The organism is Pseudomonas sp. FP2335, from assembly GCF_030687535.1.
GTDB lineage: Bacteria > Pseudomonadota > Gammaproteobacteria > Pseudomonadales > Pseudomonadaceae > Aquipseudomonas.
The window spans coordinates 4,974,434-4,987,635 of the sequence record NZ_CP117437.1 but is presented as its reverse complement, the minus strand read 5'-3'; the positions used below and the strand labels follow the sequence as shown (position 1 = coordinate 4,987,635).

Sequence of the window (13,202 nt, the reverse complement as noted above, 5' to 3'; positions counted from 1 at the left end):
ACAAGGAGTTGTCACATGGTCAGCGTTAGTCGTCGGTCCCTTCTCGCCGTGGGCGCAGCCCTGCCGCTGTTAGGGCGTCTGGACTGGGCGGTAGCGGCCCCGAAGCCGGCAAAGTCTGACAAGGTGCGGCTCAACTACAACGAAAGCCCCTACGGCCCATCGGGCGCTGCGCGTGAGGCGATGCAACGCGGCATCGCCAGCGCCGGGTTGTACCCCTACGGCCACATGTACGCACTGGCCGGGCTGTTCGCCCAGCAGCAAGGGCTTGCCGAGGACCAGGTGGCGGTGTTTTCCGGCTCCATGGCCGCGCTGCGGTTTGCGGTCCTGGCGTTTACCAGTGAAACCCGCGGGCTGGTGATGGCCACGCCGTCCTATGAAGTCCCGCGCCAGGCGGCCGAATCGCGCAAGGCGCCGGTGAAAGAGGTCGACCTCAACGCCGAACACGCCCACGACGTGCCCGCCATGCTCGCCGCCGCCCCCCAGGCCGGCATGCTCTACCTGTGCAACCCCAACAACCCCACCGGCACCATGACCCCCACCGAGGCGATCCGCCACGCACTGGCGAACAAACCCAAGGGCAGCGTGCTGGTGGTGGACGAGGCTTACATCGACTTTTCCGACGCTCCCAGCGTGATCAGTTGGGTCAAGGAACACGATGACCTGCTGGTGCTGCGCACCTTCTCGAAAATCTACGGCATGGCCGGTGCCCGCGTCGGCCTGGCGGTGGGGCACCCGAAGTTGCTGGAACAACTGGCGGTGTTCGGCGGCGACAATGTCCCGGCCGGTTCGGCGCTGCTCGGCGCCAAGGCCAGCCTGGAAGACATCAAGCTACTGCCCCAGCGCAAGGCGCTCAACGCACAACTGCGCGACGAGACCGTGGCATGGCTGAAGGGGCGTGGGTTTACCTGCACGGTGTCCCAGAGCAACTGCTTCATGATCGACGTGAAGCAGCCGGCCGAGCAGGTTATCGAGCGCCTGGCAGAGCAGGGTGTGTTGATCGGGCGGGTGTGGAAGAACTGGCCGCAGTGGGTGCGGGTGACGGTGGGGAACAAGCAGGATATGCAGCGCTTTCGTGAGGCGTTTGCGGCGCAGGATGTGCGGGCTGTCTGACCCCGCATGAAACAGATGTGGGAGCGGGCTTGCTCCCACATTCAGTTCGGCGGTGTCGCTGGCGACGTGTTATTGCTGGACGATGCTGTAACCGTCAAACGCACGCTGCTGCTGCAACGCGGTGATCACACTCTTGCGGCTCAGCGGTTGCTCAGCGCCGGTGTTGTCCACGAAGCTTTCCACTTCCAACTCAGCCTCATCCCCTTCACCTACAAAGCTGAAGCCCAGGAATTCAAACGCCTCGCGGTCAACGTTCAGCTTCGAGCGCGGTGTGCGCAATGGCAGGGTGACGCTGATCCCATCCTTGCTGATCACAAACACTTCGGCTTCTTTCTTCGGGCGCGAGGCCTTGCTCTTGCCGGCGCTTGGGTTGCTGATGGCCTGGTGGCTCTGGTTCAGCACCTTCAACGCCAGGCCGTAGACCAACTCCTGGAACTCGGGGTCGTCCTTGAAGCTGGACAGGATGCGGCTGATGGAGAACTTGCTGCTCAGGTCTTCCAGGGCAATGTTGTCGGCGGCCTCGGCGTCCTTGAGTTGCTTGAGATGGCCCATCAGGTCGTAGGCCTTGTCATCGTCGAAAGCGTCGTGGGCCTGGCGGATCGCCACGCGCAGTTCGCGGATCTGATCGCTTTCCTTGGAGGTGTGAAACGCGTCCAGCACCATTTCGCTGATGATCTTGGCCGCTGGCACATGCTGTGAAAGATTGATGGCGTTTTCGTATTCAGCTTTGGATTGCAAGGCGACTACGGATTCTTCGTGGTGGGAATCAGACATTGAAATTTCACTACTTCAGTAAACGGGAGACAAAAAAGCGTCGCGCATTTTCAAGGCGTGGGGGGATCAGGTCAAGGCAGCACATTGCCCCTGACCCATATCAAAACCCCCTGCCCGCATATCCGTTACAACAACCCTGCCTGATGAACCTATAAAAACGACCACTGACCTGCGCCAAGGGGACCTCCCCACGCCAGGTGATTAAAGGACTAACACGATGGCGCTTTCTCTTGCACGCCTGGCCATGCTGGGGGCGACGCTGAGCGTGGCGCTTCCCCTGCACGCCAGCGCCCCCGACACCCCACTGATCGAGCATGGCAAGTACGTCGCGCAACTGGGCGACTGCATCGCTTGCCACACTGCCAAGCAAGGCCAAGTGATGGCGGGCGGGCTGGAGCTGAGCACGCCGATGGGCACGATCTTTTCCAGCAATATCACGCCCGACCGTGACACCGGCATCGGCAACTACACCTACGAGCAATTCGACCGGGTCATGCGCGAAGGTGTCACGCCCAGCGGTATGAACCTGTACCCGGCGATGCCATATCCGTCCTACGCCAAGATGAGCGAAGACGATATGCGCGCCTTGTACGCCTACCTGATGCAAGACGTAGCGCCTGTGCAGCAAGCCAACCGTGAAGCCGACATGGGTTTCCCGTTCAACCAGCGCTGGGGCCTGGCGCTGTGGAATTTCGCCTTTCTCGACAAGCGGCCCTTCCAGCCGGACCCGGCGCGGGATGCACAGCTCAACCGCGGCGCCTACCTCGTCCAGGGCCTGGGCCATTGCGGTTCCTGCCACACGCCGCGTGGCATCGCCTTCCAGGAAAAAGCCCTGAGTGATGAAGGCCGCAGTGGCCAGCATTACCTGGCTGGCGAAACCGTAGAGCATTGGCGCGCCCTGAGCCTGCGCAACCTGTGGACCGTGGAAGACACCGTGCAATTGCTCAAGACCGGGCAAAACCGCTTCGCCACGGTCGCCGGCAACATGGCCGATGTGATCCACCACAGCACCCAGCATTTCAGCGATGACGACCTCACGGCCATCGCCCGCTACCTCAAGTCCCTGCCACCGGGCAAAGACGATTTGCCAATGCCGTCCGTGGCCCAGGCACCCGCTGCGCCGCCGACGGATCTGTTCACCAGCCGTGGCGGCCTGGGTTACATGCAGTTCTGCAGCGACTGCCATCGCAGCGACGGCGCCGGTGTCAAAGGCCTGTTCCCGCCGCTGGCGGGCAATCCGGGCACTGCCTCCAGCAACCCGACGTCACTGCTGCACATCACCCTGACGGGTTGGGAAACCGCGCAAACGGCCGCTCACCCACGGGTCTACACCATGCCCGGTTTCGCCCGCCTGGCCGATCAGGAAATCGCCGAGATCCTCAGCTTTGTGCGCACGAGCTGGGGCAATGGGGGCACGCCCATCAGCGCGGCGCAGGTCAAAACGCTGCGTGACCAGCTCAACCCGGTGACCACCGATTCAACGGCATTTGAAACCCCGCGCCTGGCCGATCTGCTCGCCGCGCCCAACGCCGACCAAGTGGTGCGCGGCATGCGCCTGCATCTGCAAACCAAGGCATTGTTGCCGGACAACGTCGGCAACTCGCTCAATTGCACCAGTTGCCATCTCAACGCCGGTACCGTGGCGGACGGTTCGCCCTTTGTCGGCGTGTCGGCATTCTTCCCCAGCTACGCGCCGCGTGCGGGCAAGGTGGTGAGCCTGGAAGAACGCATCAACGGCTGTTTCCGTCGCTCGATGAACGGCAAGCCGTTGCCGCCGCAATCGGCAGATATGCAAGCGATGGTCGCCTACTTCGACTGGATGAAAAACAACACCGGCCCCGCAGACAAAGTCGCCGGGCGCGGCGTGGGCAAGGTCGACCCGGCGATCAAGCCGGACCTGCTCAATGGTCAAGCGGTCTACGCCAAGCAATGTGCGGTGTGCCATGGTGACAACGGCCAGGGCCTGGCGCGCGCCGACGGCGAACTGATCTACCCGCCGCTGTGGGGCGAGCAATCGTTCAATATCGGCGCCGGCATGGCCCGCACCTATACGGCGGCGGCATTCGTCAAACGCAACATGCCAATAGGCTTTCACGAGAAATTTCCGCTAGGGCAGGGTGGTTTGTCCGACCAGGACGCAGTGGATGTCGCGGCGTTTTTCTCGGGGCAACCGCGCCCGGACTTCCCGGACAAGGTCAAGGATTGGCCCAATGGCGGCAAGCCCGCCGATGCACGTTATTGATGGGCTGAAAACGGGGAGCCGCCGGGCTCCCCGCGCAGGCGCCTAGGGGTAGGTGACCGCTCCCACCGAGCAGCTTTGCTTGTTGCTTTCATAACTGTTGGCCCGCACCGTCCACGTGCCGCCCTGGGTGGTGCCCAGCCAGATGGCGATGGTGGTGATCAGCGTCGCGTCATGGACGTGCTTGTCCTGGCGCCAGCAGACTTTCAGTTCGGTCATGGTTCCGTCTTTCGTGAATTTTTCCTGGCAATAGCTGGCCATGGTTGGGTTCTCCCTGAGTGGATGGCGGTACAACGCTTAATGACCCGTGGCGCTCGGGATGCTGATCACCCCGAGCAACACCGGTATGTCGATGTCGGTGGAATCAAGCTCAATATCGAACTGGTCCGAGCCCGCGCTCGTCACCGCGCCGGCCTGCACCGAGAACGGGCCGATGCGGCTCACATTGCTGGCCAATTGCTGGGCCGATTGCAGGGTGCTGGCGCGCAGTTTCAGGCACGGGCGAAAGCCCAGCACTGCCTTGAGCGGCAGCAGGCCAAGCGGGCCGTCGAGCGCCAGAAAGGGCGGTGCGCCAGCGGGCAATGGGTAACGGGTGGCGTCGAAGAAGCTCGGGGCGAGCCACGCGGCGGGGCTCAGGCTGAAGGTGCCGAAGGCCTGCATCGACACGCTCAAGCTCAGCGTCGTGGTGTCTTCCAGGGCGGCGAGGCTGGCCGTATCCACTTGGATAAAGGCAGGCGCGCTTTCCGGCACGTTGACGCTGACGGCATCGAGCACTGCCACGGGTGCAACGCGTGCTTGCCACTGTGCAAACGTGGCGCTCCAGTTTTCCAGGGCATAGCCGGGATACAGGTACTGAGGAGCGCCCGCCGCCAGTTGCACCCACATGTTGGTCGCGACCTTCTCCGGCTGCATGGCCAGCCAGCATTGATTGAGTGCCGCGCAAATCTCGGGGACGCTCGGCCCCAGCGTTGCCATCAGGTGTTGATGGGTCTGGGACAGCGGTGTGCTGTTCAGTTGTTGGGCCTGCAAGGGATTGGGCGGCGTCGAGGTGCTCACCAGTTGCCGATACCGATCAAAGTCGACCGGGCTGGCGTTTACGTTCGCCAGAGATGCCGGTTGTGCGGCTTCCAGCAAGTAGCTGAGGTAAATCCAGTAAGCGGTGAACACACCGCTGTGGATCGAATAAGTCCCCGTGGGCACGGGAATGCCATTGCCCAGCTGGTAGATGCTGGCGTTGCATATGGCCGGAATCGGGCTACCCAGGTCGGTGTAGGTGTTGAGCGCGGTAATCGAAAACACTTCGCCGGGTGCTACTTGGGCCAGGTTGGCCAAGGTTTGGTCGTATAGCTGCCAAAGCGTTGGGTCTGCCACGCGCGATGCTCCTGTGCCATGAAGCCGGGAGCCGCGAAGGCCCCCGGCCGGGCTGTCACTGGCCCAGTTGTTGGCTGACCACACCCAACAGAATCGGCAGGCTGCTGTGGATCGGACCGATGGTCACGGTGGCCGAGGCGTCATCCCAACGGATGTCTTGTTTGCTGCCATAGGCGGACGTGGTCGCCGACCCGATGCGGAACGGGCCGATGCCGATGGACGCGGTGGCCTGGGATTGCCAGCTGCTTTTCACGTTGCTGTAGTCGCTGGCCTTCATTTTCAGTTTCACCGTTGGCTCAAAGCCGACCACCAGTTGCGTCGGCACGGCCGCCAGGGAGCCGTTTTCGCCGAAGAAGGCCGGCGAGCCCGGTTTGAGTTTGTTCTGGAAGGTGTTCACCAGTGAACCGTTATCCCACCAGGCGCCCGGAGCGATGATAAAGCTGCCCAGACCAGTGAAGTCGACGGTCAGCGAGAAGTCGCTGCTTGAGGTGTCGATGCTGGTTTTCTGGCCACTGGCGGAACCGCTGGCGGTGAAGTTGAAAAAATCACCGAACAGGCTGGCATTCGCCGAAGCACTCCAGCCGGATTGGCTGAAACTGTAACTGGCGGTGCTGGAGCTGACCGAGATCGAGGCCCCGACCTGCCCGGCGACGCTAGCGGCTTGCCAGGCTGCATACGCGGTGGAAAATCCTTGCAGGGTGTAGGACGGAGCAAAGGACGATACCAACGCACTGGCCGGTGGTGGAGTGGTGCCACCGACGACCACCGGCTGTGAACCCGGCGCTGCGATCGACCCGGAGGTCACGGCCATGTTGAACGGGTTTTGCGCGGTGAGGCTCTGCGCACCGTTGATCCCGACCTTGCTGCGTGCTTGCTGCAACGGCACATACCCGGCGCCATACGCCTGCACCATCAACGAATCGAGGGCATTGGCGGCGCCAATCAGGTTGTTGTTGGCGGTGACGTAGCTTGGGTAGCTTTGTACGACCCACGTCGAGAACGGCACAAACGGTGGAGAGTTGATGGCTTTGTAGTTGACGTACTGCTGGATCGCCTGGGTGGTGACGTTGTTGAACGCGGTTTGCGCGGTGTTCAACGCCGACGTGGCAAGGTTCACCTGGCTGGCCAGGTTCGGGTTGGGGATCGCGCCCAGGTCGATGCAATCCAGAAACACCGCGTAGCTGGTCAGCAGGCCGCCGGCCGGCGAGTACGACGGGCTGTTGGCGGGCACCACATCGCCCAGGCCGTGGATGTAGTAATTGACGATCGTCGGGTCGACGTTGCCCAGGTCGACGTTCAGCGTGGTGGAACCTGCGCTGAAGCGCTGACCGCCGCCCAGCCCACCGCTCAATGCTTGATTTTGTACAGCCCCCATCCATTTTGCCCACAGGTCCAGCGTATCAACGTTAGCCATGACATTAAGCTCCAAATCGGTTGAGTAAACCGAGCACCGGGCAACCGCCGCGGTCTCCGAAGGCCATCAATGCAAAAGGTGAAGGGCACTGATAGCCGGAGGCCATATTCGTCATCGCGGGCGTTCGAGGCACTGTGCCGGATGCTGATTTACGTGTTCCGCAATGCTGATTTTCGGATCGGTACAAGTACCGATGCTCGCCGTCAGACCAGGCCTTCGCGTAGCGCATAACGGGTCAGTTGGGCGATGCCTTTGACGTTGAGCTTGCTCATGATGTGCTCGCGGTGGGTGCTCACGGTCTTGCTGCTGATGTGCATGCGTTCGGCAATCACCCGCGTGGTGCAGCCTTCCACCAGCAACTGCAGGATCTGTTTTTCGCGCGGGCTCAAGGGGGCTCCAGCGACCCCGGTGCGTTGGCTGGGGTGTTGATGGGCGACCATCTCGGTGGCCACCTCCGGTGACAGGTAGATGCGCCCGCCGGCCACACTGCGCAAGGCCTTGAGCAGTTCTTCGGCGGCGCAGTCCTTGAGCAGGTAACCGCAGGCCCCCGACTCCAGCGCCAGGGCAATCTTGCGCAGTTCACCATGGGCGGAAACGCACAGACAACGTGCCGCGGGGTAGGCCTGGCGGGCGCGAAGCAACGTGTCGATACCGTTGAGCAGCGGCATCTCCATATCCAGCACCACCAACTCGGGGCGCAGCAGGTCAATCTGCGCCAACGCCTGCAGGCCATTTTCTGCCTGGCCGACAACGTGCATGTCCGCCTCGGCGGCGAGCAAGGCGGCCAGGCCCTGGCGAAACAGTTGGTGATCGTCAACCAGCAGCACCCGCAATGGGGCGCCGCTCACGGCGCAGGTACCCTGAAACGCCGGTGATGTGCTGGGGCCACTGGGATCACCACACGGGCGCATGTGCCAAAGCCAGGGCGCGAGTCGATCATTAGCCTGGCACCGACCGCTTCCAGGCGTTGGCGGATGCTCGCCAAGCCGCGGGAGGGGTCTATCAGCGTCGGGTCAAAGCCACGGCCACAATCGGCCAGCACCACTTCAACGCAGCGCTGAAGGCACGAAGAACTCAGGAACGCCTGGCTCGCCTCGCTGTGTTTGCGCAGGTTGGCCAGCAACTCCTGGACGGCACGCAACACGGCGGCCATCAGCGGTGGCGCAAGCGGCAGGCGTGGCCCCTGAAGGTTGAGCAGAATCGATGGCGAACCGGTGAAACGCTGGTGCATTTCGCGCACGCTGGTACGCAGCGCATCATCCAGGCGCAAGCCGCCCGCGGGGGGGCGCACCAGGCCGTCGATCACTTGGCGCAGTTGTTGGCTCACGTCACGAATCAGGCGCCGTATGTCCTCGATCATCGGTCGGATATGGGCGCTGCCCTCGTGGCGATTCAACTCCGCCAGGCGCAGTTGCGCCCATGCCAGGGTTTGCAGCGGTTGGTCGTGCAGTTCGTGGGAAATGCGTCGGCGCTCTTGTTCAAGCGGCGACAGTTCAAGCACAGGCGTTGCTGGCGAGGCGTGCGGGGCAAAGGTCTGTGGCCCGGCACGCAGGGTTTTTTGACGTGACATTCCTTGTCTCCGTGATAGATCGGGATAGTGCGTCACAAAAAGGGCGGTGCTGAAGGTTGCTGTGTCACTTGCCCGATGTTCCTTGCAAAGGGGGATGAATCACAACATTGGAGTCCAGCCGCGTGCAGCGCAATACTGCCGATGGCGTAGGTTTTACGCGGGCATGGCAGTCTAGAGCGGGTGTTGCAGGCAGTAGAGGACCAGTTGCGCCATGCGCTGGATGCCGAGTTTACGGTAGAGGTTTTCCCGGTGTTTGCGCACGGTGAGGTCACTGATGCCGAGGTTTTTTGCAATTTGCTTGCTGGTTTGCCCGGCGGCGATGTATTCGGCAATTTCCCGTTCACGGCGTGTCAACGGTGGTGCAAGGGCCAGCCGCCGACGGCCGGGGTGGAATTCCCATTCGACGGCAAAGGTGGCGAGTTGAACCGCAGACTTGAGCCCGGTTTTCGCCAGGATATTGCTGCGGTGTTTACGCGCGGTCAGTGGGCTGATGGCCAGGTGCAGGGCTACCGCCTGGCAATCCATGCCCATGCTGATCAATCGCAATACCGCTTGTTCGCGGGCCGTCAGGGCACCCGTATTCAAGGCCCGCTCCGGTTCCATATGGGGATGACTGCGCAAAATGTGACCCTGGAGTTCTCTGCTGAGAACAACGGTATAGCACTTTGACAGCAGTTCGGAGGGGCGACCCGCTCAGAGGTGACGCAATCAGACCAACTGCGCCAGGCAGCGCTGCAAAATATCCAGGCCTTCCTCCAGCACCGCAGGCTCGATCGTCAGCGGTGCGAGCAAGCGGATGATGTGCCGCGACTTGCCGCTGGGCATCAGCAGCAAGCCTGAATCCCGCGCCAGACCGAGCAATTGCGTGAGTTGCTGGGGCGCTGGCGTGCCGTCGGCGTGGGCCAACTCGATGCCGCGCATGGCGCCGACGCCGGTCAGGCGGCCGAGGTAGGGCGACAGGCCTTGTGCACGCCAGGCGTTGTAGCGGCTGACGATGGCTTCTTCCTGCTGCGCGCCCCATGTGTTCAAGTGCGCATCGCTCATCGCATCCAGCGTGGCCAACGCTGCTGCGCAGGCAATCGGGTTGCCGGAATAGGTGCCGCCCAATCCGCCTTTGGGCAGGTTGTCGAGCAGCGCCTTGCGCCCGACCACCGCACCCAGCGGTACGCCACCGGCGATGCTTTTGCCCAGCAGGATCAGGTCCGGCTCAATACCCAGGCGCGAAAAGGCGAAGCGCTGGCCGGTGCGGCCGAAGCCGGACTGGATTTCATCGGCGATCAGCAGGATGTTCTTTTCATCGCAAAACTGCCGCAAGGCTTGGGCGAACTCACTGTCCAGGGCCAGGAAACCGCCTTCGCCCTGCACCGGCTCGATGATGAAGCAGGCTACGTCGTTGACGTCGATTTCCACGCTGAACAGGCGGTCCATGGCCTTCAAGGCCTCGGCGCAGGACACGTCGTTATCGGGGCTTGGATAAGGCAAGTGGTACACAGGGCCGGGTAGTACGCCGACCTTTTGCTTGTAGGGCGCTACCTTGCCATTGAGGTTGAGCGTGGCCAGGGTACGGCCGTGGAACGCGCCGTCAAACGCGATCACCGCCGTGCGGCCAGTGGCGCCGCGCACGATCTTCAAGGCGTTTTCCGCAGCTTCCGCGCCACTGTTGGTGAGCATGCCGCTGACCGGGTAATCCACTGGGATAAACGCGCTCAGACGCGTCATCAGTTCAATGTAGGGCGCGTGGGGCGCGGCGTTGAACGCGTAGTGGGTCAACTTTGTCGCCTGTTCGCGAATCGCTGCGACCACACCGGGGTGGCAATGGCCGAGGTTGAGTACGCCGATGCCGCCGACAAAATCGATATACCGTTTGCCCGTGGTGTCCCAGACCTCGGCGTTCCTGCCGTGGCTGAGGCTGATGGGGTGAACGATGGAAATCGACTGGCTGATGGTTTCGCGGCTCATGAATCTGGGACTCGGCAATGGAGGGCACCTTTTTATCTAAGCCGTGCGCCGGGCCTTGTCGCAAACGAAATAAAGTCGCCGGGTCATTATTAAAATTCGGGATGTGCCGTGGCGAGGGCGCTTGCTGCCGCGGGGCGTGCAGCCGTCCCTATCCAGTTGGAGCACGTTGCTTTGCTACCTCGACTATCCAGCTGAGAAAGGCCTTTACCTTGGGAATCTCCCCGGCATGTTCGGCGTGGGCGATAAAGTGCGCGCCAGCGCTGGGCATCGCGTACTGCCACGCAATCATCAAACTGCCATTGGCCAGCTCTTCGGCCACCAGATACTGTGGCACCAGCGCTACGCCGTAGCCCGACTGCGCGGCACGGATGCACATGTAGAAGGTGTCGAAACGCGGCCCGTGGTAGCTGTTCTGCGAGTGCAGGCCCTGTTCCAGGAACCATTCGTGCCAGGCCTCCGGGCGCGAGGTGCATTGCAGCAAGGTATGGCGCGACGAGGCGTCGCTGCCCTCGGCGACGAACCCCGGTGCACACACCGGTACCACCGCTTCACGAAACAACTCGATGCAGGTCGCCCCCGGCCACGAGCCCTGGCCGAAGAAAAACGCGATGTCGGCCTTGGCCTGCAGCACATCGAAGGGTTCCAGTTCGTTGCGCACGTCGAGGTGGATATTGGGGTGGCGCGCCGCGAAGTCCTTGAGCTTGGGCACCAGCCAGCGGTCACCGAAGGTCGGTTGGGTGGCGATGCGCAGCACTTCGGTCTCGCCACCGTAGGTGAGGATGTAGCGGCTGGAAATGTCCACCTGCGTGAGGATCTTGCGCACTTCGGCCAGGTACAGCGAGCCCGCCGGCGACAGGTACAAGCGCTGGCGCACCCGTTCGAAGAGGTTGTGGCAGAGCATTTCCTCCAACTGCGCCACTTGCTTGCTCACGGCACTCTGGGTCAGGTGCAGCTCTTCGGCGGCGCGGGTGAAACTCAGGTGGCGGGCAGCGGCTTCGAAGCACTGCAGGGCGGTCATCGAGGGGGTCAAGCGTTTTGAAATCATGCAGTTCATTCCAAATCGGAAGGAGCCTTTGCCTAAAGGTCGTTTGTGGCAGCGGCGCAAAGCCGTTGATACTGCCCGCCAGCACTATAAACCGGCGCGGGATATGCGGCGCCGAATAAAAAAAACGACAGGGAGAGCCTTGCATGACCCCATTCAAAACCACCTTGGCCGCACTTGTTGCCGGCGCTGTACTGGGCCTGGCCGGCACCGCCCAGGCGGGCGTGACCCTTGATGCGATCCAGAAGAAAGGCTTTATCCAGTGCGGTGTCAGCGACGGCTTGCCAGGCTTTGGTGTGCCGGACAGCAACGGCAAGATGACCGGCATCGATGTGGACGTGTGCCACGCCGTCGCGGCGGCGGTGTTTGGTGATGCGTCGAAAGTGAAGTTCAGCCAGTTGACCGCCAAGGAGCGTTTCACTGCGTTGCAGTCCGGCGAAATCGACCTGATCTCGCGCAACACCACCTGGACCAGTTCGCGGGATTCGGGCATGGGCCTGGTGTTCACCGGCGTGACCTACTACGACGGCATCGGCTTTCTGGTGAACAACAAGCTGGGCGTCACCAGCGCCAAGCAACTGGACGGCGCGACGGTGTGTATCCAGGCCGGCACCACCACCGAACTCAATGTCTCCGACTACTTTCGCACCCACGGCCTGAAGTACACGCCGATCACCTTCGACACCGCCGATGAAAGCGCCAAGGGCCTGGAAGCCGGCCGTTGCGACGTGCTGACCACCGACCAGTCGGGCCTGTACGCCCAGCGCATCAAGATGGCCCACCCGGACGAATTTGTGGTGCTGCCGGAAATCATCTCCAAGGAACCCCTGGGCCCGCTGGTGCGCAAGGGCGATGACGAGTGGTTCAGCATCGTCAAGTGGACCCTGTTTGCCATGCTCAATGCCGAGGAAATGGGCATCACCTCGCAGAACGTCGAAGAGCAGGCCAAGACCACCAAGAACCCGGATGTGGCGCGTTTGCTCGGCGTAGACGGTGAGTACGGCAAGGACCTGAAACTGCGCAAGGATTGGGTGGTGCAGATCGTCAAGCAGGTGGGCAACTACGGCGAGGTGTTTGAGCGCAACATTGGCCAGGGCAGCGTGCTGAAGATCAAGCGTGGGTTGAATGCGTTGTGGAACAACGGCGGGATTCAATACGCGCCGCCAGTCAGGTAGGCAATAACCTGTGGCGAGGGAGCAAGCTCCCCCGCCACTGCCAGCGGGGAGCCAGTCGCAGCGCTTTTCCCACCTCAGCTCCCCGGCGCCTGTTCACCGGTTTCGCTGGAACATTTGCGCAGATGAATATCACGGTGCGCCCCCACCATGCGCGCCACCGAGCCGTCAGGGTTACGCGCGATCACGTAGCCACGATCCTCGACCCAAAGGTAGCTGCCGTCTTCTTTGCGGCAGCGGTATTCGGTTTGGTAAAGGGCTGTGCGCTGGCTGATGTAGTCATCAAACGCCGCCATCACGCGAGGGAAGTCCTCGGGGTGGATCACGGTTTCCCAGGTGAGCACGCTGTTCTCCAGGGAGTGGCGGGGGTAGCCGAGCATCTCGTACCAGCCAGGGCTGCGGTACACGAAACCGGTATTGGCGTTCCAATCCCAGACCCCGTCGCTGACCAGTTCCATGACCGCATGCAGCATGTCGGTGGTGAGGTCGGAAAAGTCGTTCTTTAACGGCTTGTTGCTGGATCTATCGTCCATTTGCGCGCTTCCTGCATG

General features: G+C 62.2%; 12 protein-coding genes and 1 pseudogene. 3 read left to right on the top strand and 10 right to left on the bottom strand.

Going from position 1 to position 13,202, the window contains the following annotated elements; all coding sequences use genetic code 11:
- Window positions 1-15: 15 nt before the first annotated feature.
- On the top strand, window positions 16-1,110 hold the full coding sequence (locus tag PSH81_RS22430; RefSeq protein ID WP_226457276.1) for a pyridoxal phosphate-dependent aminotransferase: 1,095 nt from the start codon (window positions 16-18) through the stop codon (window positions 1,108-1,110).
- A 69-nt stretch (window positions 1,111-1,179) separates the two neighbouring features.
- On the opposite strand, the gene PSH81_RS22425 is transcribed toward PSH81_RS22430, so the two are convergent.
- A complete protein-coding gene (locus PSH81_RS22425) occupies window positions 1,180-1,884 on the bottom strand; it encodes a hypothetical protein (protein WP_305391504.1) in 705 nt (234 codons plus the stop codon).
- A 217-nt stretch (window positions 1,885-2,101) separates the two neighbouring features.
- Here PSH81_RS22425 and PSH81_RS22420 point away from each other — a divergent pair, with 217 nt between their 5' ends.
- Window positions 2,102-4,126, top strand: coding sequence for a c-type cytochrome (locus tag PSH81_RS22420; RefSeq protein ID WP_305391503.1), 2,025 nt, complete (start codon window positions 2,102-2,104; stop codon window positions 4,124-4,126).
- A 42-nt stretch (window positions 4,127-4,168) separates the two neighbouring features.
- Here the strand turns inward: PSH81_RS22420 and PSH81_RS22415 are convergent, their stop codons facing one another.
- The 8 genes from PSH81_RS22415 to PSH81_RS22380 form a co-directional block, all read right to left on the bottom strand.
- Window positions 4,169-4,342: a hypothetical protein gene (locus PSH81_RS22415; RefSeq protein ID WP_225595684.1), complete on the bottom strand. Its 174-nt coding sequence runs from the start codon at window positions 4,340-4,342 to the stop codon at window positions 4,169-4,171.
- Between the two features lie 78 nt (window positions 4,343-4,420).
- Window positions 4,421-5,494 (bottom strand): hypothetical protein, encoded by a 1,074-nt coding sequence (locus PSH81_RS22410; RefSeq protein WP_305391502.1) that lies wholly within the window; start codon window positions 5,492-5,494, stop codon window positions 4,421-4,423.
- A gap of 55 nt (window positions 5,495-5,549) precedes the next feature.
- On the bottom strand, window positions 5,550-6,908 hold the full coding sequence (locus PSH81_RS22405) for a hypothetical protein (protein ID WP_226457279.1): 1,359 nt from the start codon (window positions 6,906-6,908) through the stop codon (window positions 5,550-5,552).
- 203 nt (window positions 6,909-7,111) lie between these two features.
- Window positions 7,112-7,756: a response regulator transcription factor gene (locus tag PSH81_RS22400; protein ID WP_305391501.1), complete on the bottom strand. Its 645-nt coding sequence runs from the start codon at window positions 7,754-7,756 to the stop codon at window positions 7,112-7,114.
- Window positions 7,753-8,478, bottom strand: a complete 726-nt coding sequence (locus tag PSH81_RS22395; protein ID WP_226457281.1) for a sensor histidine kinase — start codon at window positions 8,476-8,478, stop codon at window positions 7,753-7,755. The genes PSH81_RS22400 and PSH81_RS22395 overlap by 4 nt, the downstream gene beginning before the upstream one ends.
- Before the next feature lie 171 nt (window positions 8,479-8,649).
- On the bottom strand, window positions 8,650-9,063 hold the full coding sequence (locus tag PSH81_RS22390) for a helix-turn-helix transcriptional regulator (RefSeq protein ID WP_192300571.1): 414 nt from the start codon (window positions 9,061-9,063) through the stop codon (window positions 8,650-8,652).
- Window positions 9,064-9,186: 123 nt separating this feature from the next.
- Window positions 9,187-10,437, bottom strand: a complete 1,251-nt coding sequence (locus tag PSH81_RS22385; protein ID WP_226457282.1) for an aspartate aminotransferase family protein — start codon at window positions 10,435-10,437, stop codon at window positions 9,187-9,189.
- Window positions 10,438-10,585: 148 nt separating this feature from the next.
- Entirely contained in the window at window positions 10,586-11,482 is an 897-nt protein-coding gene (locus tag PSH81_RS22380) for a LysR substrate-binding domain-containing protein (protein ID WP_226457283.1), read from the bottom strand.
- A gap of 143 nt (window positions 11,483-11,625) precedes the next feature.
- On the opposite strand from PSH81_RS22380, the gene PSH81_RS22375 reads away from it, so the two are divergent.
- Complete coding sequence (locus PSH81_RS22375) at window positions 11,626-12,654, top strand: amino acid ABC transporter substrate-binding protein (RefSeq protein WP_192300568.1); 1,029 nt, start codon at window positions 11,626-11,628, stop codon at window positions 12,652-12,654.
- A 101-nt stretch (window positions 12,655-12,755) separates the two neighbouring features.
- On the opposite strand, the pseudogene PSH81_RS22370 reads toward PSH81_RS22375, so the two are convergent.
- Window positions 12,756-13,184, bottom strand: a pseudogene (locus tag PSH81_RS22370) (PAS domain-containing protein); the annotation flags it as partial.
- Window positions 13,185-13,202 lie beyond the last annotated feature (18 nt).

Bases quoted from the DNA above. Each gene is read 5' to 3' on its own strand.
- PSH81_RS22430 (WP_226457276.1), top strand. From the start codon at position 16: ATGGTCAGCGTTAGTCGTCGGTCCCTTCTCGCCGTGGGCGCAGCCCTG.
- PSH81_RS22425 (WP_305391504.1), bottom strand. From the start codon at position 1,884: ATGTCTGATTCCCACCACGAAGAATCCGTAGTCGCCTTGCAATCCAAA.
- PSH81_RS22420 (WP_305391503.1), top strand. From the start codon at position 2,102: ATGGCGCTTTCTCTTGCACGCCTGGCCATGCTGGGGGCGACGCTGAGC.
- PSH81_RS22415 (WP_225595684.1), bottom strand. From the start codon at position 4,342: ATGACCGAACTGAAAGTCTGCTGGCGCCAGGACAAGCACGTCCATGAC.
- PSH81_RS22405 (WP_226457279.1), bottom strand. From the start codon at position 6,908: ATGGCTAACGTTGATACGCTGGACCTGTGGGCAAAATGGATGGGGGCT.
- PSH81_RS22395 (WP_226457281.1), bottom strand. From the start codon at position 8,478: ATGTCACGTCAAAAAACCCTGCGTGCCGGGCCACAGACCTTTGCCCCG.
- PSH81_RS22385 (WP_226457282.1), bottom strand. From the start codon at position 10,437: ATGAGCCGCGAAACCATCAGCCAGTCGATTTCCATCGTTCACCCCATC.
- PSH81_RS22380 (WP_226457283.1), bottom strand. From the start codon at position 11,482: ATGATTTCAAAACGCTTGACCCCCTCGATGACCGCCCTGCAGTGCTTC.
- PSH81_RS22375 (WP_192300568.1), top strand. From the start codon at position 11,626: ATGACCCCATTCAAAACCACCTTGGCCGCACTTGTTGCCGGCGCTGTA.